The sequence below is a fragment of the Allohahella marinimesophila genome (genome assembly GCF_039538005.1).
GTDB lineage: Bacteria > Pseudomonadota > Gammaproteobacteria > Pseudomonadales > Oleiphilaceae > Allohahella > Allohahella marinimesophila.
In genome coordinates, this window is sequence record NZ_BAABBO010000001.1 from 641,920 (window position 1) to 666,284 (window position 24,365).

Annotated in this window: 16 protein-coding genes and 1 tRNA gene; 10 read left to right on the forward strand and 7 right to left on the reverse strand. The window is 57.8% G+C overall.

All coding sequences use genetic code 11. The annotated features are described in order from the left end of the window. Nucleotides 1-99: 99 nt before the first annotated feature. Complete coding sequence (locus ABD735_RS02850; RefSeq protein ID WP_344803082.1) at nucleotides 100-795, reverse strand: Bax inhibitor-1/YccA family protein; 696 nt, start codon at nucleotides 793-795, stop codon at nucleotides 100-102. Nucleotides 796-1,070: 275 nt separating this feature from the next. Between ABD735_RS02850 and ABD735_RS02855 the strand changes: the two genes are divergently transcribed. After that, a tRNA-Ser gene (locus ABD735_RS02855) sits at nucleotides 1,071-1,161 on the forward strand. Between the two features lie 54 nt (nucleotides 1,162-1,215). On the opposite strand, the gene ABD735_RS02860 is transcribed toward ABD735_RS02855, so the two are convergent. Genes ABD735_RS02860 through ABD735_RS02870 form a run of 3 tightly spaced genes read right to left on the reverse strand, consistent with a single transcriptional unit; the run spans nucleotide 1,216 to nucleotide 5,007 of the window. After that, nucleotides 1,216-2,334: a hydrolase gene (locus ABD735_RS02860; protein WP_344803084.1), complete on the reverse strand. Its 1,119-nt coding sequence runs from the start codon at nucleotides 2,332-2,334 to the stop codon at nucleotides 1,216-1,218. After that, nucleotides 2,234-3,154: an alpha/beta fold hydrolase gene (locus ABD735_RS02865; protein ID WP_344803086.1), complete on the reverse strand. Its 921-nt coding sequence runs from the start codon at nucleotides 3,152-3,154 to the stop codon at nucleotides 2,234-2,236. The genes ABD735_RS02860 and ABD735_RS02865 overlap by 101 nt, the downstream gene beginning before the upstream one ends. Next, a complete protein-coding gene (locus ABD735_RS02870) occupies nucleotides 3,151-5,007 on the reverse strand; it encodes an N-acyl-D-amino-acid deacylase family protein (RefSeq protein ID WP_344803088.1) in 1,857 nt (618 codons plus the stop codon). The genes ABD735_RS02865 and ABD735_RS02870 overlap by 4 nt, the downstream gene beginning before the upstream one ends. 112 nt (nucleotides 5,008-5,119) lie before the next feature. Between ABD735_RS02870 and ABD735_RS02875 the strand changes: the two genes are divergently transcribed. Together ABD735_RS02875 and ABD735_RS02880 are read left to right on the forward strand one after the other, a co-directional pair. After that, entirely contained in the window at nucleotides 5,120-6,115 is a 996-nt protein-coding gene (locus ABD735_RS02875) for an AraC family transcriptional regulator (protein WP_344803091.1), read from the forward strand. A 48-nt stretch (nucleotides 6,116-6,163) separates the two neighbouring features. Then, nucleotides 6,164-7,438 carry a molybdopterin molybdotransferase MoeA gene (locus ABD735_RS02880; protein WP_344803093.1) on the forward strand — a complete coding sequence of 425 codons (1,275 nt, stop codon included), beginning with the start codon at nucleotides 6,164-6,166 and terminating at the stop codon, nucleotides 7,436-7,438. A gap of 17 nt (nucleotides 7,439-7,455) precedes the next feature. Here the strand turns inward: ABD735_RS02880 and ABD735_RS02885 are convergent, their stop codons facing one another. Both ABD735_RS02885 and ABD735_RS02890 read right to left on the reverse strand, forming a co-directional pair. Next, the gene (locus ABD735_RS02885; protein WP_344803095.1) at nucleotides 7,456-9,087 is read right to left on the reverse strand and encodes a GMC family oxidoreductase N-terminal domain-containing protein; all 1,632 of its coding nucleotides are present in this window, start codon (nucleotides 9,085-9,087) and stop codon (nucleotides 7,456-7,458) included. Further along, the gene (locus ABD735_RS02890) at nucleotides 9,084-9,704 is read right to left on the reverse strand and encodes a hypothetical protein (protein ID WP_344803097.1); all 621 of its coding nucleotides are present in this window, start codon (nucleotides 9,702-9,704) and stop codon (nucleotides 9,084-9,086) included. Before ABD735_RS02890 ends, ABD735_RS02885 begins: the two co-directional genes overlap by 4 nt. A 147-nt stretch (nucleotides 9,705-9,851) precedes the next feature. Between ABD735_RS02890 and rrtA the strand changes: the two genes are divergently transcribed. Together rrtA and ABD735_RS02900 are read left to right on the forward strand one after the other, a co-directional pair. Beyond that, entirely contained in the window at nucleotides 9,852-10,511 is a 660-nt protein-coding gene (gene rrtA, locus ABD735_RS02895; protein ID WP_344803099.1) for a rhombosortase, read from the forward strand. 123 nt (nucleotides 10,512-10,634) lie between these two features. Further along, the gene (locus tag ABD735_RS02900) at nucleotides 10,635-11,237 is read left to right on the forward strand and encodes a fasciclin domain-containing protein (RefSeq protein WP_344803101.1); all 603 of its coding nucleotides are present in this window, start codon (nucleotides 10,635-10,637) and stop codon (nucleotides 11,235-11,237) included. 22 nt (nucleotides 11,238-11,259) lie between these two features. Here the strand turns inward: ABD735_RS02900 and ABD735_RS02905 are convergent, their stop codons facing one another. Continuing rightward, nucleotides 11,260-12,012: an SIMPL domain-containing protein gene (locus ABD735_RS02905; RefSeq protein WP_344803103.1), complete on the reverse strand. Its 753-nt coding sequence runs from the start codon at nucleotides 12,010-12,012 to the stop codon at nucleotides 11,260-11,262. A 127-nt stretch (nucleotides 12,013-12,139) separates the two neighbouring features. On the opposite strand from ABD735_RS02905, the gene ABD735_RS02910 reads away from it, so the two are divergent. The 5 genes from ABD735_RS02910 to ABD735_RS02930 all read left to right on the forward strand — a co-directional run bounded on the left by ABD735_RS02910 (nucleotide 12,140) and on the right by ABD735_RS02930 (nucleotide 24,355). Next, complete coding sequence (locus tag ABD735_RS02910; protein WP_344803105.1) at nucleotides 12,140-13,150, forward strand: serine/threonine protein kinase; 1,011 nt, start codon at nucleotides 12,140-12,142, stop codon at nucleotides 13,148-13,150. Between the two features lie 70 nt (nucleotides 13,151-13,220). Then, the gene (locus ABD735_RS02915; RefSeq protein ID WP_344803107.1) at nucleotides 13,221-13,868 is read left to right on the forward strand and encodes a TetR/AcrR family transcriptional regulator; all 648 of its coding nucleotides are present in this window, start codon (nucleotides 13,221-13,223) and stop codon (nucleotides 13,866-13,868) included. A 2-nt stretch (nucleotides 13,869-13,870) separates the two neighbouring features. Next, nucleotides 13,871-15,571: an isovaleryl-CoA dehydrogenase gene (locus tag ABD735_RS02920; protein ID WP_344803109.1), complete on the forward strand. Its 1,701-nt coding sequence runs from the start codon at nucleotides 13,871-13,873 to the stop codon at nucleotides 15,569-15,571. Between the two features lie 136 nt (nucleotides 15,572-15,707). Beyond that, complete coding sequence (locus tag ABD735_RS02925) at nucleotides 15,708-21,350, forward strand: chitobiase/beta-hexosaminidase C-terminal domain-containing protein (protein WP_344803111.1); 5,643 nt, start codon at nucleotides 15,708-15,710, stop codon at nucleotides 21,348-21,350. Between the two features lie 89 nt (nucleotides 21,351-21,439). After that, a complete protein-coding gene (locus tag ABD735_RS02930; protein WP_344803113.1) occupies nucleotides 21,440-24,355 on the forward strand; it encodes a bifunctional diguanylate cyclase/phosphodiesterase in 2,916 nt (971 codons plus the stop codon). Nucleotides 24,356-24,365: the final 10 nt, after the last annotated feature.

Here is a 24,365-nt window from a genome sequence, read left to right on the forward strand (position 1 = left end):
AGCATAAAGCCCCGGGGTAGGCGGCTGATCTGACTGTCAATTCATCAAATGGCAGGCATAAAAAAGCCCGGCAGTGCCGGGCTTCGCTTGACAGGTCTATCAGTCGTCGCCGCCGAAAGCCATGAGGATATGCAGCAGGCTCATGAAGATGTTGTAGATCGAAGCATACAGGCTGACCGCGGCCAGGATGTAGTTCGTTTCACCACCACGAACAATGGCGCTGGTCTGCCACAGGATCGCTGCTGATGACATCAGGATGATGGCTACCGAGATGGCCAGGGCTACAGCCGGGATCTGCAGGAACAGATTCAGGATGAAAGCGCCGAGAATAACGAAGAAGCCGATCGTGACGAAGCTGCTCAGGAAGCTGAAGTCTTTCTTGGTGACCAGCGCGGTGCCGCTCAGACCAAAGAAGGCAAAGGCTGTCAGTCCCAGGGCTGTCGTGACCATTTGTCCCTGGCCAGCGGCTACGAGCGTGCCAACAATCGGGCCAATGGTGAGGCCGAGGAGGCCAGTGAACGCAAATGCGAGCACGAGACCCCAGACACTGTTCGCCACCTTGTTGATGACGAAGCTGATGACCAGCGCGCCAATCAATGCACCAAAGTGCACGACCGGATTGAAGGCCATTCCGCTTGAGATAAATGCCGTAAACGCCGAAAACGCCAGGGTCATGCCCAGGAGCCAGTAGGTGTTCTTGAGAACAGTATTGGCGGTGTCGCTATCGACGACAGGCGTTGAGCCTGCTCCTGCGGCCGCCAGGTTGTAACCCTGTTGATAACGTCTGTCCTGCATACAGTCCTCCAAAGACATGCTTAAATGCTGCTTTACCGGCGCCCAGCGCCAGCAAAGGTTCAACTCGAACTGCTTTTATAATATAGACACCGGGCGCAAATTCAATGCTGGCGGTCACGATAGTGCTTAATTTGGTGTAATTTGCTGCATGTAGAGAACGCACCGGAGCTCAGGAGGCGTCAGCGCCAAGAACTCGTGCATTCAGGTTGACACTGCCTGAAGATAACGTATTATTACGCGCTTCTTCACCCCGCTCACACTGGTGAAGTCCCGACGGAGGGATGGCAGAGCGGTTGAATGCACCGGTCTTGAAAACCGGCATAGGTTTATAGCCTATCCAGGGTTCGAATCCCTGTCCCTCCGCCACCTTTTCTCGCTTCCTTCTGTTTTTCCCTGACTCATTGTCGGCCACCGCCAGCATTATGGTGTCGCCACAAGTCCCGTAGGCGCCTGACTCGACTGTGGTTGCTCTGCCGCCTGTTTCTCGATCCACTTTGGAATGACTTCCTCGAGCCAGAAAGACGATCTTCGTAGCGAAGGGATATGCCCCTGCAGGCCAACGGTCAGCTGTTCCGAGATAAACCCGAGGTGGCCGCCGCCAGAGCTGATGTCGAAGCGGATGTTTGGAGGGCAGCCTTCTTCACTGGGCGCTGATGATTCCGGCATAAAGGGATCGTCCCGGGAGTGGATGACCCACAGTGGGCGAGTAACTTTCGGCAGGAAGTATTTCGCTGAACTCCGTTCATAGTAGTCGCGGGCCGAACTGAAGTTATTTAGCGGCGCAGTGATCAGTCTGTCGAAATCCCAGAAACTCTTGATGCCCGCCAGTGTCTCGTCGCTGCCAAGCGCTTCCATTTGTTCAAAGCGTGAATGCCATGGCTCTCTGGCGCCGCTGCGTTGACTCAGAAACTGGAACATCCGCTTTTTCGCGGCGATATATTCCAGGCAGCCACCGACGAGCTGATTACGATAGACACGGCTGATGCCTTCATCCATGTGATTGGCGCAGGCGACCAGATCGAAGGGCGCAGAGACAATGACGCCGGCGTCTGCGCAGGCAGCATCGCGCTGCTCGCCAAACCATTTGCACAGCGCATTACCGCCCATGGAGTAGCCTACGGCAGCGATGAAATGCTCGGGGAAGCGCAACCTGACGTGTTGCATCACCAACTCGACGTCTTCAGTGTCACCAGAATGATAGCCACGGGGTAACCAGTTGGGTGTGCCTGAGCATCCTCTGAAATTCACGGCGACGCTGGCGATGCCGACCTGCCCAAGGGCCTTCTGCAAGCCGAGTACGTAGAGACTGTCACTCGAGCCTGTCAGCCCGTGAAACAGCACTGCGGTAATCGGCTGAAGATCAGTCTTGAGTGCTACCTGCGGTACGTGCCAGTCGAGATCGAGAAAATCACCATCCGGTGTATGCAGGCGTTCCCTGTCACGCCACACCAGTGGTTTTGTGCGGGTGAGCTGACTCCAGATCGTCTGCAGGTGGGCGCTGGTGAGGAGCGAGTGTGGCTGAAACCGATGTGAGTTCACGCGAGGTCCCTCTCAATGAGTCTGTCAGTATCGTGGTCAATGTCCGTATTACTGCTTCCGGGTATTCTGACGGAAGCCAGTGCCCACAGCCTTCAACTATTACTATACGCTCATGTGGAATCTGTCGGCCAAAATGGCTGGGAATATATGGATCGCTATCGCCCCAGAGCAGCTGAATGCGCGATGCGTCGATATGCCGTCTCAGTTCCGCCTGCAGTTCAGTGAAGGCGTACGGTGGGGCAGATCGGTACAGCTTCAGAATAGTCGCCTTGGTGGTGGGCCTGTTGGCGGATGCGAACATCCGCCGAATGGTGGCGGTATCCAGATTCTTACTGCCTCGGCGGATCTCATGACTGAACAGCGGGTGATTCATCATCAGCATCGACAGTTCGCCAAGCCCGGGCGTTTGCCAGATCCTCGCCCAGGTGTGCCAGCGATAGAGATGCGAAAAGGGAAAGCTGGCCCCGACAATGGCGGCGACCTTGTCGGGGAACTGCGCCGCAAAGCTGAGGCCGAATATGGCACCCCAGTCGTGCAGGACCAGCGTCAAGGGTGTCTCGATGCCGCAGGCCTCTACAAGTCGGTTGATGTGTTGACCGTAGGCCCGTAAGTCGAAGCTGAAGCCTTCGGGGAGCTCGGATTCGCCAAAGCCCGGCAAGTCGGGCGCAAAGCAGTGGAACCGATCTTCCACACCAACGATCACATCTTCCCAGAGGGCGCTGGTATCGGGTACACCATGCAAAAACAGAGCGGGTGCTCCCGACCCGCTTATCCGCACAGCGTCGGTGCCGAACCTGACCATGGGTGTCCCGGTTGTCATACAGCAGTGCGCTCCACAGATGCCCTTGAAGTATTCGTTTCGACCGGGGGCGCCTTTCTGGCTTCGCTGCCGGCCGAGTATCCTGCAGGAGCCGGCTCGCCAGCGCGCAGGAAACAGCCATAGTTTCGGGCCCTGCCGAAGTCTCCCGCGAAGCGTCCGGCCTCATAGGCAATGTTGCCGTTGATGATGGTATGGGTCACGCAGTCATCCGGGCGGTTCACCATGCGCTGCAGCGAATCGATGCCATCGAACTGCGCTTCCGCATAAGCGTCGAGCGGTTGATGCAGTTTTGCGGGGTCGATAATGGCGATATCCGCTCGCGCACCCTCGCGCAGATGACCGACATCCAGATTGAACCAGTCGGCCAGCTCCCCGGTGAGTCGATGTACCGCACGCTGAACGCTGAGCTTCGCCGGCTTCTGTACGGCTGCAATCTGCAGCAGGCGCAGACCAAAGTTGTAGAAGGCCATGTTGCGAAGGTGGGCGCCTGCGTCTGAAAAACTGATGATCACGTCGGGGGACTGAACAATCTGCTCGACCACATGCGGTCTGTGGTTGGCGATGACCGTGTGCCAGCGCAGCTTGGCGCCATATTCAATGACGAGATCGAGGAAGAGATCAGCTGGGTGCAGCTTGCGCTCCAGCGCGATCGAGCCAAAACTGCGACCAATCAGGGTCTTGTCGGGGCACCCAGAGATGAGGGCATCGCCAAAATCGCGATGCCATACGCGACCCCCCCATTTCTTCTCGTAATCCTTGCGGAACTGTCGTCTGTAATTGACGTCGCTTAGCAACTCATTGCGTTCAATTTCTGTCTTGAGGTGCAGCGCGGCTTCACCGCTGCCAAACTCTTCGAAAACTACCAGGTCCATACCATCAGCGTACACCTCGAAGGTGTTGGGCAGCGCCTGCCACCTGAAGTCGGCATTGAAAAAGCGGTTGAGCTGGCGTGTGGTATTGCTGATCAGGCCGACCAGGCCCGGATTGGCCTTGCTGTCCATCAGCGTGATCAATGTCGTTTTCAGCCGCTTTCTCATCAGCCCCATGCTTTCGAACATGAACAGCACCGTATTCCATTTGGTCACGATGTTCGGTGCGCCTTGATGCACCCGTTCACGCTCGCGCAGGACGCTGTTGAGCGCACGAAACTCCTTCCAGTGGGCGTAGGTCGAGGGCAGCGAGGCGCTTCGATAACGGTCACCGTCGATCTTGTCCCACTTGGTGGTCATGGTCGATAGGCCCAGCAAGCCGTGGTCCAGCGCAGATTCGAGCAACCCGGTCATCTGCTTCAGCTCAGTCTCTGTCGGCACTTCGCCTTGTGTGGTCGCCCGGCCAAGCCCCATGACGGCGGCCCGAAGGTCTGAATGGCCAAGATAGCTGGCGATGTTCGGCCCAGTCGGGTGCTGGTCATAGAAACGCGTGTAGGCCTCGACATCGCGCCAGCTTTTCTGCTTCTGCAGCACTGGCAGCACAGCTTCCCTGGGCACGGCTTCCACCCGGGTGAACATGTCTGCAGTGTCTTCAGGATCGTTGAGAATCATGCTAATGGAACAGCTGCCGATGAACACTGTCGTGATGCCATGGCGGACCGATTCAGTCAGGCCCGGGGATATCAAGGCCTCGGCGTCGTAATGAGTGTGGGAGTCAATGAAGCCAGGGGTGACCCATGAGCCGCTGGCATCGATGACATGGCTGGCGCTGCCAAGTTGCGTGGGACTGATTCTGCTGACGCGGCCATCACGGATGTGGACGCAGGCATTTCTTGGCGCTTCGTCGTCACCTGAAAACACCAGACCATTGGTGATGATGAGGTCATAATGCTCGGGATGGTGCAGCTGTTCTTGTTTTGTCATGCTGAGCTACCTTCGTTCGGACCAGGGGACTTCTCATGAGATCTCTGGCGAGCATAAAAGATTCAGAAATCCGCGCATGACAAATTGCGACAGTTTTTGATAAATTGCGCCAATGAATTTATTCGTTCGCTCAGCCAGTCTTTATGGGTATGCCGGGCTCGCCAGTGAGTCAGGGGTGAATACGGCTGCGCTGATGGCGCGTTGTGGCTTGCCGGAGAACGTGCTTCAGAATGACGATTTGCTGGTTTCCGCGGATCGCTTCTGCAAGTTGCTGGAGATCACTGCAACGGAGAGTGGGCGGCCCACTTTCGGCCTGGAGCTGTCTGCGAGGCAGAGCATCGCCATTTTGGGCGTCGTCGGTAATCTGCTCTGCGCCTGCAGTACGCTTGGCGAGGCACTACAGCTACTGCGGCGCTTCCTGTATGTTCACAGCCAGTCGGGCCAGATCGATTACAGTATCGACGGCCAGCAAGTCATGGTGGTCTACACACCGCTGGTGAGTCATGAAGGTCGCGCGGCCCAGGTCATCGACCTGACCCTGGCCCTGGGGCTTTCGATCGTGGGCCGTCTGGTCGGTGGCTCGCTGCCGGGTGTTTCGGTCTATCTGGCGCATCAGGTCAGGCCTGAGGATGCAAGCCGTTATAGGGCTGTGTTTGGCTGTCCGGTACTGTTCAACCAGGACAGTAATGTTGTTGTATTCCCATTGCAGCTGCTCAACCGCCGGGTCAGTCCTGACGCCACGCTCTTGCTCTCCTTCAGGGATACCTTGCTGAAGCAGCAGGCGCTACAGCGGGCTCCTGATCTGGTCGGTCGACTGGAAATTGCGCTGAGACAATGCATACCGCTAGGTGATGTGTCGATTCAGCAGTTCGCCCAACTTCTGCATGTGCCTGTTCGCACACTTCAACGCCGATTGGCCAAGAAGAACTTAAGCTTCAGAGGCTTGCTGGATACCGCCAGAACAGAGCTGGCCATGCGATATTTAAGGGAGACCACCCTGCCGGTCGCGGCCATCGCAGATCTGCTCGGATACGGGGAGGCCGCCGCCTTTTCGAGACGCTTCAAAACCCTGACGGGCAAATCGCCGCTTGCTTACCGCAACGCTTAGCCTGAACATCCATATCATCCTCCGAAACTTCGATAGACAGGAAACAGATTGCAGACGCCAGATGACCTTACTTCTGTAGAAGAAGCCCTCCACGCGATGATTGAAATCGTGGCTACACATGCCGTTGTGCCTGTCCAGCAAACGGTGCCCCTGCTGGAAGCCAGGGGGCGTGTGCTGGCTTCGTCGGTCCATTCAGCGATCGACGTGCCGCCTTTCGACAACAGCGCTGTCGATGGCTACGCCCTTCGTTCAGCTGATAGCAGGCTGGCCTCACTTACCGTCGTGGGACGGATTGCAGCAGGGGATCCTGCACCAGATGAGCCGCTCGAAGCTGGCACAGCGATCAGGCTATTCACCGGCGCGCCGCTCCCACCTGGGGCTGATTGCGTGGTCATGCAGGAAGATGTCGATCTCGACGGCTCAGACCTGGTACCCGCGCGGGTCAAGTCGGGAACCTTGTTGCCAGGGAGCAATGTTCGCCCCAAAGCTCAGGATATCGCTAGCGGCAACACGGTACTTGAAGCTGGCCAGCTCCTGCAGCCAAGGCATCTGGGACTACTGGCCTCGATTGGTCAGCACAGCGTGCCGGTATTCGAGCGCCTGAAGGTCGGCCTGCTGTCGACCGGAGACGAACTCGTTGAACCAGGCTGGCCTCTGCAGCCTGGCCAGATATACAACAGTAACCGCTATCTGCTCACCAGCTGGCTGCAATCGATTGGTTGCAATGTCATTGACTACGGCATCATTGCTGATACGCCCGAAGCCAGCATCAGCTGCCTCGAGCGCGCCAGTCGCGAGGCCGATCTCGTCATCAGTACGGGGGGAATGTCTGTTGGTGAAGAAGACCATATCAAGGCAGCGGTGGAGCAGTTGGGCGAGCTGGGCTTCTGGAAAATTCGCATGAAACCGGGTAAGCCGCTGGCTTTTGGTCTCCTCGGCAAGCACAGGAAGATTCCATTTCTGGGTATTCCTGGTAACCCGGGTGCGGCCTTCGTGAGCAGCCTGGTGTTTGCGAGACCTCTGATCTCATGGCTGCAGGGGAGGGGGGTGAGCGAATCGTCCCCTGACAGACGCCTGCAGATGCTGCGGCCCCGGGCGGAAAGACTGCCGGCCGCCTTTACCCGCGACAAGCCCTCCATCCGGCGAGACTTCCTCCGGGCTCGCATCGAGAATGGCCGAATAGCACCTTTCGACAATCAGAGCTCTGGCATGCTGATGTCCGCTTGCTGGGCTGAAGGGCTGGCCGTGGTACCCGAGTATGACAGCGTGGCCGAAGGGCAGTTGCTCGATTTCTACCGCCTCGGCAGCTTCGATGACAGCTAGCCGCCAAAACGCCAGGTTTAGGCTAGCTGCTGAGCAAGCCTCAAGGCGTTGCGGTAGACCAGACCGTAGATGGATAACTGAGGATTTGCCCCGATACTGGTGGGGAAGACCGAGCCATCCATGACACTCAGGTTGCTGATCTGATGATGCTGGCCATAGCTGTCGACTACCGCTTCGCGAGGATTTTCGCCCATGGCACATCCTCCCATGACATGCGCACTGAACAGCTTGGTGCGCTGGGCCGCCATGGGCATCGCCTCGATGGCCTCGCGGGCTGCTGACCAGCTACTGTAGTCTTCTGAGTCGAGGTGAACCAGTCGAACTGAGCGCGCGCCTCCGGCGAACTGCACCTCTGCCATCTTCAGATAGGCATCCCTGGCGCCCTCCCAAAGATAATCGTTCAGTTCATAACGTAGCCCAGGGTGGCCGCCATCCCTCAGAAAGACTTCGCCCCCCTGGCTCTCGTCGTTGAAGCCGTCGCGCAGCAACGCCAGCACCGAGTTCATCTGCGGCAGCATACGCATACGATCCATCAGTTCTTCGCCATGCAATCCAATGACGCCAGCAGACAGTGACGGATGCAGCGGTGGTACTTCAAGTTTGTAACCCATCTTCCCTGTCACGCCATCACGCCAGAGAAATTCATCCGAGTATACAGACTGTGGAGCACCGTAGTAGGGATCCACAGGCTTGCCCATATCAGCGATCGTGGCCACCACGGGGTGCAGGAAAGTCCGCTTGCCCGCGCGCTCGTGGGGATCGCTCACGCCGGATCGCAAAAGTACTGCCGGGCTACCGATAGCGCCAGCGGCGAGCACGTAATGGCGAGCCTTGAGCAGGATTTCACTGTCGACATCAACTTCATGGTTCACGGCGACCGGATGGCACACCAGACCACGAATAGTGTCGCCGACCTGCATCAGTCGCTCTGCCCTGACGCTGGTCATCAGTGTTGCGCCCTTGTCGAGCGCAGCCGGTATGGTGGTCGTGAGCATGGATTGCTTGGCATTGGTGGGGCAGCCAAAACCACAGTACCCCAGATTCCAGCAGCCGAGAACATTGCGAGGAATCAGGCTGGTGGACCATCCGAGAGCTTGACAACCGCGTTGCAGGACAGCGTTGTTTTCATTCGGCAGACCGGCCCAGGGTGAAATATTGAGCCGCTGTTCACGGTTTTCGAAAAAGCTCCGCATCTCGCTCGGCGTGCTTTGGGCAACAAGATGGGCGCCTGCCCAGTGGTCAAGCGTTTTCTCTGGAGTTCTGAAGCTTGAGGTCCAGTTGACAGTGGTCGAGCCGCCGACACTTCGACCTTGCATAATGGAAATGCCGGCATCTTCAGTCGTTCGCGCCAGCGCTTCCTGGTACAGGTTGCCGTAAGACCAGAGCTCCTCCATCTTGAAGTCTTTCAGACTATGGAGACGGCCTTCCTCGAGCATGAGCACGCTCAGGCCCTGTCCGGCAAAGGTCTCGGCCGCGGTGCCGCCCCCGGCGCCGGTGCCAATCACGATGACATCGAACTCGACTTCGCGCATGGATGAGACCGGCTTGATGAAATCTCGGTTCGCGTTATCAATTTCAGATTCTGGCCGCGCCGAATAGACTGCCCAGCCGCGCTCCAGGCCAAGGGTGATCACATCCTGAACGCTCATACTGCGGTCTCCCGCTGAAATTGCGGCAAACTGCTGGTAGCGAAGGCCGGTGGACCGGGATAACCGCTTTTGGCGAAGTTTTCGGGCTGACCATAGTAGCTCGTGCTGATGATCTTGACGATGCCGTTGTAGCCAGCATTCAGCAGGGTCGAGCTGCTGTTGCGCCAGTCGGAGAGGAAGCCGTCTACCTCTGCCGGCGAGGCAGTCTCCCAGTCACTCCAGACACCAGCTACGCCCATTCTGGTCGGTGCCCAGGTCAATAGGGAGAGGAGTGCGGCAAATTCATTCTGGGTGACGGGTCCGAACGCGACAAAGGCCGTATCGACCTGCCTCAGGTGATTATCCATGGTCTCGGCATCTGGCTGTTCCAGTTCCGGCAGGACCGCAAGGGAAGCGGCACGAAAGAATCTGCTACCATCTTCATCAAGGTAGATGCCGCGGACGAACGGCGAGGACGTGTCGAACTCCCTGGCTTGCAAGCCGCCGCCGTCACGGGCAGATGGGCCTGCACAGCCCACCAGCAGGCTGCTGGCAGCAGGGGCTGCGAGCACCATGGCGGAGTGTGTGAGAAAACGGCGTCTGCTCTGTTTCGGCAGAAGCGTGGAATCTGGGCGCATGAGGTCACCTGACGGCTTTGTATTTATAGTTGCGTTGTTAGTTTCGAAGGTGCCTTCGCAGGCTTTTCGATGATAACTGAACACGGGTCATCAGGACACGCCCTTTCATACTGACGCCGCCAACTCCTTCACGAAACGGTGATTTACATGCTGGAAAACGTTAGGCCGCTGAGCGCCAAGATGGTTTGGCTGATAGTCACCATCGTGATACTCGGCGGTTTTCAGCTCGTTGAGCAGATAATGAGCGAGTCGAGCCTGCGCTCCGTATTTCGTTATGAGCGCGAACTTATTGTGGGCGGAGAATATTATCGCTTGCTGACAGCCCATCTTGTCCATCTGAACTGGGCGCATCTTGGTGTCAACGTGCTTGGGCTGTCCGCCTGCTATCTGCTGCTGGATGGCAGTGCCAGAGATCTGGCTGCGTGTCTAGTGCTCGGGATGCTGGTCATATCGGCCGGACTGTTTCTGTTCTATCCACAAGTACAGTGGTACGCCGGTTACAGTGGCGTGCTGTATGGGCAGATACTGTATGGGCTGCTCGCCGGAATAATGCAGGAAGCACGGCGCGCACGGCAGGTGGTTGATCCACGGGGCATGCTGCGGTTGGGATTACTCGGCGTCGCTGTCATTTATTTTCTGTTCCGGATTGTGGCGGGTATCTGGCCATCGGCTGGGTCTAACGCTGTGAGCAGGGTCAGTGAAACCTTGATTGGAGCACCTGTTCTTCATGAGGCCCACATGCTCGGAGCAATAGCCGGACTACTGGCCTGGAGCCTGTTGTGTTTACGGAAAACGCCCCAAACATAACCGAAAGGTAAGGTCGTGGTGATGATGCGGCCATGTTGGACCCTGTAGGTTCAGAGCTGCCCTTGACTGGATGAAGGACGGTTCCGGATGAAAAACAATGACGAAACAAAAAGGATCACTGCGATGAAACTCAAAGATTTTTTGCTGGCTGCTGCATTTTCGTTTTCGCTGAGCCCGGTCACGGCGCTGGCGGTTGCCTCCAATATCGAAGATGGCGAAGTGGGCGATGGTAGCGGCGCGGCAGCCACCGAAGCGATGGGTGACAAGGATGTCGTTGGGGTCGCTATTGCCCATGGCGATTTCAGTACCTTTGTGCTGGCAGTGAAAGCGGCCGGTCTCGAGGAGGTGCTTCGTGGAGAAGGGCCGTATACCATTCTGGCGCCGTCCAATGCGGCCTTTGCAGCCATTCCCAGAGAACAGTTCGATGCGCTGCGTGAAGATCATGACACGCTCGCGGACCTCCTGAAGCATCATGTCATCAAGGGCGAACTGTCTGCGAAGCAGTTGGCTGAGCGCAAGGAAGTCGAAATGATGGATGGGGCGACGCTGCCCATAATGCATAAGGGCGGCGTGTTATCAATTGATGGCATCAAGGTGCTGGCGTCCGATATCGAGGCCAGCAACGGCGTTCTTCATGCCATCGAGCAGGTACTGATCCCGGAAGCCGTCGGCAAACGGTTAGAACAGATCATGAACGAAGAAGACAGCGCTGCCCAAGGTAATTGAGATCGGGCAACGCTGATCTGACCTAACGCTTGTCGCCATCGAACACCAGCTCTATCGTGGCATTGGCACTGACCACGATTTCGGCCTTGCCGGCCTCCAGAGCCGGTCCAGAACCGCCCGAGCTGTCTCGTGCCATCATCATCTCCGCTCGGGGATAATTTGGTTGATTACCGCCCTGGGTATCAATCTGAATGCTGGTGATTTCATAAGTCGCAGCATCCATACTCGTGCTGATCAGCTGCGCCCGCTGTTTGAATTTGGCCAGGACATCCTTCGTCAGCTGGGCGTTCGTTTCCTCTCGCGCTCCCCTCGACACCACAAATTCCAGTGACTGGATCGACAGCGTCTTCTGCAGAGCTGTCAACGCCTCTGTCACGGCGGTCTTGTCCTGTCCGCTCACCTGCAGGACCTGGCGGACCCGCCAGCCTTCTATATTGCTTTTTTCATACACGGGGTAAGTCTGATAGGCGAGGGTGCTGTACTCGAGACCATCGCGCCCTTCGAGCAACTTCAGGGCTTCTGCCATCTTGTTGTTGACCTCAGCTGCGGCGTCGGCAGCCTCCAGTCTCTGTGTCTCGTAGTACAGGCTCGCCTCGATGAGGTCCTGATCTATTTTCGACGCTGACTCGACGCTGAAACTCACCTGACGCATTTGCGGTTCCTGTGGTTCGAGAGCCAGCGCTGAGCCGGCAAGACAGAGCCCTGCGGCGGCAAACATGAGCCTTTTCCAGGGCAGGATGGCCAAGTAGCCGTTCGGTACGCTCGAAGTGATCATGATATCTTTCCATATGGTTGCTTCGTCACTGGCGTTTTCAACAGGCCAGCGTTAGGGTGACGCAGCGCAAGCGCCCGCCAACAGGGTCCAGGCCCTGGCGAGGTGCACATTGAATAATGGAGATAGCATGACCGACGTGTCAACCGACCGAGAAGACGAAGCTGCGGTCCACCCGTTCGCACGAATCAGCCCTGATCTCGTCCTCGATGCTGTGGAATCCCTGGGGCTGGTCTGTAATGGCCAGTTGGCGGCATTGAACAGCTATGAAAACCGTGTGTATCAGATCGGTATCGACCAGTCTGAACCAGTCATTCTCAAGATCTACCGCCCAGAGCGCTGGACGGATGAGCAGATTCTTGAAGAGCATGCCTTTCAGCTCGAGTTGACTGAAGCTGAGCTGCCCTGTGTTCCGCCAGAGCATTTCAACGGCCAGACCCTGCACCGGCACGATGAGTTCCGCTTCTCGGTCTTCAAGCGCCGTGGTGGCCATGCACCGGATCTCGACCAGCCGGAGACCCTGAAAATGCTGGGTCGTTTGTTGGGACAGATGCACAACATTGGCGCCAACTCGAAGTTTCTCCATCGACCTCTTTTGACGACAGACGACTTTATTGGCCGCGGCCGGGCGCTCATCGAAGCGGACTTCCTCCCGCCCGATCTGCTACCGGCCTATCGCTCGATTGTCGATGACCTCACGGCCCGTTGCCGTGCCATTCTCGACGACAGTTATTTGGCAGCAGGCATACGCATTCACGGCGACCTGCATCGTGGCAACATTCTCTGGCGCGACGACTATTTCAATCTGGTCGACTTTGATGACGCCAGAATAGCGCCGCCGGTGCAGGATATCTGGATGCTGCTCGCAGGTGACAGGGAAACCCAGTGTCAGCAACTGGATAAGGTGCTCGAAGGCTATGAAACCTTCCGTGAATTCGACTATCCGAGCCTGCGCTGGATCGAAGCCCTTCGAACAATCCGTATGATTCATCACGCGGGCTGGATCGCCGAGCGCTGGCAGGATCCTGCTTTTCCACAGGCATTTACCTGGTTCAACAGCCCCCGCTACTGGAGGGATCATATTCTCCAGCTCCGTGAACAGCAGTCCGCCATCCAGGAAAGGCCGCTGAGCGTATTCTAGGTCCCGACCGATCAGGCCGACTTCGATTGACATACAATGAATATTGATTCATTCTTTATCTGGCTACGCAATGGCCTATCGTGAAACCGAAAAAATGCGCCTGCGCAAGGCCGAGATCCGCCAGCGTATCTTCGACTGTGCCTACCAGCGTGTCAGTGAGGGCGGTTTTCGCAATGCGCCCATCAATCTGGTAGCCGAACAGGCTGGCGTGGCGACCGGGTCGGTGTATCGACACTTCGAATCCAAAGCCGAGCTGTTTGCGGAAGTCTTCCGCAGGGCCACGCAGATTGAACTCGACAAGGTGGCGACTGCGCTGACTGGAGATGAGCCTGCACTGAGCCGACTCGAGCATGCCCTCAGGCAGTTTGCAGAAAGGGCCTTGCGAGGGCCGGTCATGGCCTGGTCGCTCATCGCAGAGCCGGTAGATCCACGAGTCGAGGAAGAGCGGCTGAACTACAGACGCTCTTATGCGGAATTCTTCGAGCGCGTGATTCTCGAAGGTGTAGAAGCAGGCAGCCTGCCGCGACAGGATGCCCATCTCAGCGCCACCTGCCTGGTGGGCGCATTGGCGGAAAGTCTGGTAGGGCCGCTATCGCCCCCACAGCAAACGGCTGCAGCACAGCATATGCCTTCTGCCCAGGATTCGAGTTGGCAGAAGGTCTTGATAGAGCCAATCATCGACTTCTGCATGCAGGGGGTGAGCGGCCAGAGGAGATAGATTTGAACGCTTCAGTGTCATCTGCCCAGAGTGCCGAATCGGCCGCCGAAGACAGTTATCTCGCCGACACCCACGAGGTGGTCAACCAGCCACCCCCCTTGGAAAACTATAATCTGTTCGAACAGGATCAGGCCTTGCGAGAAGGCGTGGTCCGCGAGGGCGCCGCGTGGGCAGAGGGTGAACTTGGAGAATACGGCGCACTCGCAGGCCGTTCGGACATTATCGAACTTGGCTTTCTGGCCAATGAAAACAAGCCGATCTTCCATAGCCACGACCGCTTCGGCCATCGTCAGGATCTGGTGAAGTTTCATCCCGCCTACCATCAACTGATGACCCTTGCACTGGAGCATGGCCTGCACAGCAGTCCCTGGACGCATCCACGGGAGGGCGCGCATGTTGCCCGGGCCGCCAGATATTACATGCATGCGCAGGTCGAGGCTGCCCACGGTTGCCCCGTCACCATGACTTTCGCGGCCATGCCGTCGATCGCGCTGCAGCCGGATATCGCTGCCGTCTGGGGTCCGAAGATGACCGCCCGAGCCTATGATCCACGCAATGTGCCTGCAGAAGAAAAGTCGGCGGTGACCATCGGTATGGCCATGACCGAGAAGCAGGGCGGTTCTGACGTGCGTGCCAACAGCACCCGTGCCATGCCAATCGAGCAGCCCGGTCCGGGCAAGCCTTACCGTCTGGTTGGTCACAAGTGGTTTGTTTCGGCGCCGATGTGCGATGCTTTTCTGGTGCTGGCACAGGCCCCTGGCGGGCTATCGTGTTTTCTCATGCCCCGCTGGCGCCCTGACGGCACCAAGAACCCCTGGCACATCCAGCGCCTCAAGAACAAGATGGGCAACGTCGCCAACGCATCCAGTGAGGCAGAACTGCGTGGTGCACTCGGCTGGATGATTGGCGAAGAGGGGCGAGGCGTACCGACCATCATTGAGATGGTCGCCATGACCCGTTTCGATTGCATGATTGGCAGCTCTGCAGGTATGCGCCAGGCGGCTGCGCAGGCGCTGCATCACTGCAGACACCGCTCAGCCTTTGGCGCTCGACTGTCCGATCAGCCACTGATGCAGAATGTGCTGGCAGATCTTGCCATCGAAAGCGAAGCCGCATTGCTGATGACGCTCCGGCTGGCTCGAGCGCTCGATCATCAGTCCGAAGAAGAAGAGCAGCTGCTGGCGCGACTGGCCACGCCAATTGGCAAGTACTGGATTTGCAAACGGGCACCGAACCATGCCTACGAGGCCATGGAATGCATTGGCGGCAGCGGGGTTATGGAAGATAGCATCATGCCGCGCCTGTTGCGTGAGTCACCGGTCAACGCCATCTGGGAGGGCAGTGGCAACGTCCAGTGTCTGGATATCTTACGGGCGCTGGCCAAATCCCCTGCGAGTCTCGAGGTGTACTTCAACGAAGTCGGCGCCGCCAAAGGCTCCGATGCCCGCTTCGATGTCTTCCTCGTAAAACTGCAAAGCGACTTGATGAATACCGACAACCTCGAGTACCGTGCCCGCAATCTGGTGGACCGTCTGGCCCTGGTCATGCAGGGTGCGCTGATGATCCGTCACTCTTCGTCGGCCATGGCAGAGGCTTTCTGCGCCACACGGATGGGTCTGCATGGAGGGCTGAACTATGGAAATCTCCCGGTGAATACCAATGCTGCATCCATCATAGCGCGCGCGACGCCAGTTGTAGGCTGACAGATAGCTTCTAGCTGCCGTGGAGCGGGCTGGACAGAATGTAATACTTTGTTAAATCTGGTGGCTGTTTTGTAGTCTTTCCTGCACTTTTGGCAGAAAATGAACACCGTTTCTGATCCAGTTGCAGGTGTCGTCAATGCCCATGTCCAGTCTACGAAAGTTCACCATCAGCCTGATGGGCATGAGCCTGCTGCTGTCGGGAGGCCTGGCTCAGTCAGCCGACTCTGCGGTGTATTTGCAGAACGACAATGGCCAGGTAGTGATTGAAGCTGAACAGTTTCACGACAGCAGCGCTGCAGTGAGTGGCCAGAGCTGGGTGCCCGCAACAGGTAGCCGCTATGCCGACGGCCTTGCCCTCAGGGCCGAGCCCGCCGGCACTGGCAGTTACAACAACGATTACGACACCCTCAGTGCTGCGCTTGAATATCGTATTCGTTTCGATGAGCCGGGCACATACGTAGTGTGGGTCCGTGGTGACGGGCCTGACGGCGCCTCGGATTCTGTCCATATCGGACTCAACGGGGAAGCCATAGCCGCTGGCAAGGCGATCACGTCCTTCTATCCCAGAGGGCAACTCGACTGGAGCCGCTACAGCCAGGCGACTGGCAAGAACGCGGTCGTTACCATTCCCAGTGCTGGCGTACATACCCTCAACGTCTGGATGCGAGAAACAGGCTTCATCATTGATCGTCTGTTGCTGACAAAAAGCACGTGGTATACGCCAAGCGACACCGGACCCGAAGCGAGCGTTCAGATCATCGACGGCGAACTGCCCGATCCCCAGGCGGCTCAACCCACTGCGAGCCTGAGCAGTGGTCGGTATGTCGATCCCGTCACCATCGAGCTGAGCAGCGCCTCTGCAGGTACTCAAATTTACTACACCATCGATGGAACAGCGCCTGACAGCGCGAGTCTCGTCTATGATGCACCGTTCAGCATTGCTTCGGAGGCTACTGTACGAGCAGTCGCCATCGGCTCAGGTTTCAGTCAGAGCAACGAGCTTCAACTGAGCTTCGTATTCGGCAACGCTGCACCGCAATGGCAGTCGGCGCCAGCTTCGGGCACCGTTCCAGCTGGTCAGACCTTCAGCCTGCAGCTGCTTGCCATTGACGAAGACAGTGCCACAGCCGCGCAGAGCCCTGCGCCGGTCATCACTGCGAACGCTGATCAGTTGGCGGCGCTGCCTGGCACAGCCACGCTCACTGATTCAGGCAATGGCCAGGCCACACTGTCGTGGACGCCGGGTGCTGAAGCCACCGCAGCGAGCTATTCGCTGGTACTGACAGCGACCGACGCGCTCGATAGTCAGGTGTCGACTTCCCATACCCTGAATCTGAGCGTCACGGCAGTGGGTGATGGCGGAGAGCCGCCAGCCGAAGGCCTTTCGGTTTTTCTGCAGGATCCAGACAATTCCGGGCGTATCGTTATCGAGGCGGAGCACTTTCACGACCAAAGCGTTGCGCTCTATGGTCAGAACTGGGCGCCGCTCGCGAATTCGCGTTATAGCGGCAACGCGGCCCTGCAGGCTCAGCCAGCAGGCACTGGCAGCTATAACAGTGATTATGAAACAGTCAGTGCGGCACTGGGTTACCGGATCCGTTTTGCTGAAGCAGGCACCTACTATGTCTGGATTCGTGGGCAAGGTGATGATGTTGGATCGGACTCGATTCACGTAGGCCTCAATGGCGAGCCAGTGGCCTCGGCCAAGGCCATCACCTGGTTTTCTCCCTTGGGTCAGCCGGCATGGAGCCGCTATAGCCAGGCTTCAGGTGGTAATGCGCGAATCGTGGTACCGAGCGCAGGCGATCACACGCTCAATCTGTGGATGCGTGAAACCGGCTTCATTGTTGACCGTGTGCTGCTGACGCGCAGTTCAGGCTACAAGCCCAGCGGCACAGGTCCGGAAGAAACGCAGCAGATCATCGACGGTGAAGCTCCCGATCCCCAGGCGGCGAAGCCCATGGCGAACCTTCAGGGCGGGCAATACGTCAACCCAGTGACGGTGAGTCTTGCGACGACCTCTACCGATGCTTCGATCTTCTACACCCTGGATGGCTCGGCGCCGAGCGACAGTAGTGCGGTTTATTCCGGCCCCATTTCAATCAGTAGTAACGCTACGCTCAGGGCCATTGCGGGCGGTGTGGGCTATAGCCCGAGCGCCGAAATGCAGGCGACTTTCAGTTTTGGCAACACGGCTCCGCAGTGGCTCAACCCTGCAGCTTCAGCCACTGTAGACGCCGGCGCCAACCTGAGCCTTGTGTTCAGTGCAAGCGATGCAGACAGCAACACAGCCGCTCAGAGCCCAGAACCTGTGCTCACTGCCGATGCGACTGAACTCGCGGCATTGCCAGGCACAGCCAGTTTTACCGATAACCGCAATGGCACAGCTTCGCTGGCCTGGGCTCCTGGCGCTGAAGCCGCGGCAGCGAGCTTCAGTCTTACGCTGACAGCAACTGATGCTTTGAATCCGTCGTTGACTACTCAGCATATCGTCACGCTGACGCTCAGCACTTCCGGAGGGGATGGCGGCGAACCAGGTACTGGCCTGCCGGTGTTCACCCCGGGCACTGCAGCGGGCGGCCTGGTGGTCATCGAAGCTGAGCACTTCCATGAACAGAGCGTGGCGGTCTACGGTCAGAACTGGACATCCGTGAATGCCACGAACTTCGGTTCGGGAGCGGCCCTTCAGGCAGTGCCTGCTGGCACTGGTAGCTACAACAGCGACTATGAAAACGTCAGCGCCCGTCTCGACTATCGTATCCGTTTCGCCGAGGCTGGCACTTACTATGTCTGGATTCGCGGGCAGGGCAGTGATGGTGGCTCCGATTCCGTGCACCTGGGTCTGAATGGAGAACCAGTAGCCACAGGCAAGGCCGTGACCTCTTTTACGCCATACGGTCGGCCGATCTGGAGTCGTTATAGCCAGGCTACCGGCAGCTACGCACGCATCGGCATTCCAGAAGCCGGTATTCATACTGTCAATATCTGGATGCGGGAGACCGGCTTCGTGTTCGACCGTGTCCTGTTGACGAAGAGCTCGGGCTATGTACCGAGCGGAAGTGGTCCGGAAGAAACGCCACAGATCATCGATGGTGAAGAGCCTGTGCCGCAGGCAGCAAAGCCGACGGCCAACACTGACGGTGGGCAATTCGTCAACCCTGTCAGCGTGAATCTCAGTAGCGCCAGCGCAAATGCCAGCATTTACTATACCCTCGATGGCAGCCAACCCGGTACCAGCAGTCAACTGTACTCCGGACCGTTCATGATCAGCTCTGATCTGACCTTGCGGGCTGTGGCTGGCGGAGCAGGGTTCATCGATAGCGATGAGCTGACACTGCCATTCAGCTTTGGTAACGCCAGTCCGCAGTGGATCGACTCGACTTCTTCAGCCAGTGTGGCGGCGGATGCCAGCCTCAGCCTCAGCTTGCAGGCGAGCGATCCGGACAGTGCAAGCGCGGCGCAGAGTCCCGCCCCCATCATCGATGCAGATCTGGGTTCACTGCCGGGTATAGCCAGCCTGACGGATAATGGCGATGGTTCAGCGCTGCTGAGCTGGACGCCAGGCGCCGATGCCACAGAGGCCTCATACGAGCTGACTGTTTACGCTACGGACGCACTTGATAACAGTCTTGTGGTATCGAGGACGCTGCAGCTGACGGTCACCGCGGCCGGTTCCGGTTCTGGTGGAGATGCTGCGCCAGTCAGCCAGGCTGATAGCTATGGTGGCATCATAGCCATCGAAGCCGAAGATTTCGTCAGGGCCCGTATGTCTACGGTGGGCACTGAGTGGACGGCTGTCAGCGATGGCAACTGGTCGAACGACCGTGCCGTGCAGGCCTTACCCTTCGGCCACGGCTATTCGCGTGATTTCACTGACACTACCGCGCAGCTCGATTACGACATCGAATTCAGTCAGACAGGCGATTACTACATCTGGATAAGAGCGGAAGCGAAAGATGGTGCCTCGGACTCGGTACATCTCGGGCTTGATGGCGTGCCAGGCGAGGACAGTTCGCCCATCAGCTACTTCGAGCCTTTCGGGCAGATGAACTGGTCGAACAAGCAATTCGTGACCTACAAGCGTGCGGTACTCAGGGTGAACAACACCGGTCGCCATACGCTGAATATCTGGATGCGTGAATCAGGCATGATCATCGACAAGTTGTTGCTGACCCGTGATGCCGACTTCACCCCATCTGGCAATGGTCCGGAATCGGCCCCGCGGTCGGGCGCCGCTGCAGCGACTATCGTGCATGATGAGACTGCCGCTATCTGGAGCTTCGACGGCAGCAGCCAGACAGCCAGACTGGCTGCCAGCATGGGCAACACCAGCTTTGCTTGCACGAATTGTCCTGCAGCAGCGGCCGGCCTTGTTGGCCAGGCCCTGGATTTCGATGGACAGTCCACCTCTTTGACCGATACCGGAATTGATCTCAGCGCTGTCGCAGCATCACGCGGCATTACCATGAACATCCTGATGCGAACGGCGTGTGGTGGAACAGACGAGATTGTGGCGCTGGGTAGCGCTGAGTCGGGCGTTCTGGCATTGCAGTGCCAGAATGGCAGTCTGACTGCTACCGTGAAGACTGCTTCGGCGGCACCGGTGACAGTAACAGGTAACCTCGATATCAACGATGGCGTCTGGCACCTGGTCAGCCTCGGCCTCGACGGTCACGCTGGTCAGATGCGTCTCATGATAGATGGCGTCCAGCGTGGTCTGGTGTCTATCGACAGCGCTGCCATGTCATCCGCGCTTGCAGCACTGTCTGCAAGCCAGGTACCGCTTGCAGTCGGCGGCTCGGATCTGAATGGCTTTTTCGCAGGTCGAATCGACGAGCTCTCGGTGCATACCCGCACCCAGCGTCGTGATGAACTGGCCCGTCTCGTGACTGATCTGACGACAGGCCTTAAGCGCGGTCTTTCGCAGTGCGAGGCTCCGGTACGGATCATGCCGCTGGGCGACAGTATTACCGAGGGCGCCAACGGTTCGGCGACTACATTCTGGGGTACCTATCGGCCCGCACTGTTCAATTTGCTGACGAACTCCGGTTATCGGGTCGATTTCGTCGGCGGTCAGACAGGACAGGAGGCTGGGTCGCACGACAAGGCACACGAAGGCTGGTCAGGCATTTCGCCGCTGGCGGTATCCGAGCGATTGTCGACCTGGCTGCAGATGAATCCACCTGAGCTGGTGTTGACCCACCTGGGCACGAACCGCTTCGACGTGCCTAGCATGCAGAAGATCTTCGACCGGCTGGACCAGTTCGATGCCACGGTGCCGATGATAGTTGGCAAAATCATCAACCGACGGACTTATGACGCCTCGACGTCTGACTTCAATCAGCTGCTTGCCCAGGCGGTCGTTCAGCGGCAGCAGGCCGGCGATAACCTCTTCCTGGTCGACCATGAGCCAGTGCTCGATTACGCCACCGACATGTTCGATGAAGTTCATACCAACGACATTGGGTCTGAAAAAATGGCGCTGGTGTGGTTCGAAGCCCTACAAGACATATTGCCACGCTGCACGGCAGCGGCGCCCTTGCTTGAGCCGTCGAATCGGCAGCTCGCGTCGGGCGCCGCGCTCGACTACGACATTCCAGTGACCGGACACCCGATCGGTCGATTCAGTCTGGTGGAGGGACCGACCGGTGCGACCATCGATGCCGCTACCGGCAGGGTGCAATGGCTGCCGACGGGAAGCGGGGTGTATAACTTCATCGTACGAACGGTGAACGCTTCTGGTGAAGACCAGGCCGCCTTCGCGGTGATCGTCGAATAAGGGGTGGCCTGTCCAGCCCGAATCCCTGTGCTACTCTTCAAAAGGGATGGTCCGGAACCTGGGCCCGGTGAGAGGAAAAGTCAGGTATAATGGTAGTTTCCAGTCTTTTGATGCTGACCGGCATATGTATCATGGCCTCCGTGGCCCATGCCCTGGCGGCATTGCGACGCCCCTATGATCCCACCCAGGGGCTTTTCGCGGGAATGTGCCTGGCAGTTGTGGCTTACGGTATTTCGCAGGTCGTCTGCTTCACCTCATACGACGAAGCCGCTTACCTGCTTGGCTTGAAAGTCAATATATTCAGTGTCTGCATCTTCTTCGCCTTCTACGGGCCATTCATCCAACGTTATACCGGACGGGGCTCTATCCGCCTTCTGCAGGTCGTGAGTGCAATCTATGCAGTGCTGGCGATAATCAACCTGTCGAAAGATCACAGCCTTCAGTTCGATTCCGTCATCGAGCTCTATCAGTTCGAATTGCCCTGGGCAGAATCAGTCACACTGGCTGCGGGTTCGATCAGTCTGAGCATGAAGGTCGCGGTGTTGCTGACCTTCTGTGTATTGCTCTACGGCGTCTATGCGCTGACGCGCCTGTGGTGGCAAACCCGCTCCGGGGCCGTGATTGCCATGCTCTGTGCTGCGCTACTGTTTCTTGCAGCGACAGTGCAGGGTGCGATGGTTCGACTGGGGCTGATGGACTTCATCCATCTGGCGCCGTTTGTCTTTCTGCTCATGCCGCTCATCATGGGCACTGCCTTGAACAGGGAGTCTTTCCAGCGCCTTCAGGCTTCCGAACGTCGATTCAGGTCCCTTGTCGAGCAATCACCGTTCAGCATTCAGGTGCTCACACCCGACGGCAAGACCCGACAGGTCAACTCAGCCTGGGAGCAGTTGTGGGGGCTGACTAAAGAAGATATGGCGTCTCACCAATTGCTGGAAGATCCCCAACTCATTGAAAAAGGCGCGATGCCTTATCTGCTCAAGGGCTTCGGTGGCGTGGCAACGGAAATTCCGCCGCTGGTTTACAATCCCGCTGAAGATCCATATCTGGAAGGCCCGTCGCGCGATCGGTGGGTGGCAGCCTATATCTATCCCATCAAGGATGGCAGCGGCGATATCAGCGATGTGATCCTTATGCATCAGGATGTCACTGATAAAAAACGAACCGACGATGCCATGCAGCTAGTGGCCACCGCGGTCTCCTCATCGACTGTCGACGAATTCTTCGACAAACTGGTGGTGAATATTGCCCAAGTCTTCGACGCCAGCGATGCCTTCATCGCCGTGACCGATGATCGGCTGGAGAACACGTTGAGAACACTGGCCTGGTCGGCGAGTGGTCGACTCGTTGGCGAACGCCTTATCCCCCTCGAAGCTTCTGCCTGTAAAGAAGTTCTCCAGATCGGGCAGTCGAAGTATTTCCATGAGGTTCGGCAGGATTATCCACAAGACAGCCTGCTTAGCGATCTTGGCACAACGGACTTCATTGCCACGCCGCTGCGCGACGCCAGGGGCAAGGTGATTGGGCTGATAGCCCTGAGCGATACCCGCCCCCTGATGCATGTCGAAGAAAACACCAGAATCCTGGAGATTTTCGCTGCCCGTGCAGAGTCGGAACTGCAGCGGCAACAGGCCGAAGCGCATATTCGGCACATGGCTTATCACGATTATCTTACTGGACTACCTAATCGTGGCCAGCTGCAGGAGTGGCTCTCGGAAGCCAACGACACGACAGCGGCGGTCGAGCCTCAAAACGCGCTTTTGCTCATCGATCTCGATCATTTCAAAACCATCAACGATGCGCTCGGTCATGAAGTCGGCGACGGGCTTCTCCAGTCTGTCGCCAGGCGTCTGCAGGATATTGCTGGCGCCGATGCCAGGGTGGCCCGCCTGGGTGGCGACGAATTCGTCGTCATGCTGACTGTGGAAGGGAGTGCTCAGCTTGCGGCTGTCAAGTTGGCCGAAGGTATATTGGAAGGTCTGTCTCAACTCCTGTATGTGGGTGAACGGACCTTCAGTGTCGGCGCGAGTATTGGTGTTGCACTGTTTCCGATTGCTGGCAGTGGGGAGGCAGACATCCTGCGACATGCGGATCTCGCCTTATATGAGGCGAAAAAGTCCGGTCGCGGCACTATCAATCTGTTTCGGCCCGCGCTGCAGGCAGCTGTAGCGAACAGGTTGCAGCTCGAAGAAGGGCTGAGAAACGCGCTCGGCAACGGTGAGCTGCAGCTGCGCTTTCAGCCGCAGCTTGGGCGATCGGTCGGTGTCATCGGCGCTGAGGTGCTGCTTCGTTGGAGACATCCTGAGCTTGGATATGTGTCACCGGTCGACTTCATACCGGTTGCGGAAGAGACGGGTGGTATCCACGCCATTGGCACCTGGGTGCTCACCGAGTCGTGTCGGCATCTTAGCGAATGGGCTCGTCAAGCGGTGCCTTTTACAGGGCATCTATCGATAAACGTCAGCGCCTGGCAGTTTTCACGGCCCGATTTCGTCTCGCAAGTATTCGCAGCGCTGGCCGACTATCAGGTGCCCCCGCAGCGCTTGATGCTCGAGTTGACAGAGTCGGCACTGTTGTACGATCTGCAGGAAACTATCGAAAAACTCAGGGCACTACGCAATCATGGTGTCGGCATCGCGCTTGACGATTTCGGCACAGGCTATTCCTCACTGGCCTACCTGCGCGACCTGCCGCTTGATCAACTCAAGATCGACAAGTCGTTCATTGCTGAACTCAGTGGCGAAATGGAGCATCCGCTTGTCGAGTCGATCATCGATATCGGCCGCAACATGGGGCTTGTCGTTGTCGCCGAAGGCGTTGAGACAGGATACCATTGCCAGCGCCTCATCGAACTCGGCTGCGAAAGCTTTCAGGGCTATCTGTTTGCCAGACCTTTGACGGAGGAGGACTTCAGGGACTGGCTCGAAGAGGAGCATTCTGTTGTGTCTTTCGAGCAGATGCTGCCGATGCGACGACAAGACCCGACGCCGACTACCAGATCCTGATGGTCAGGCA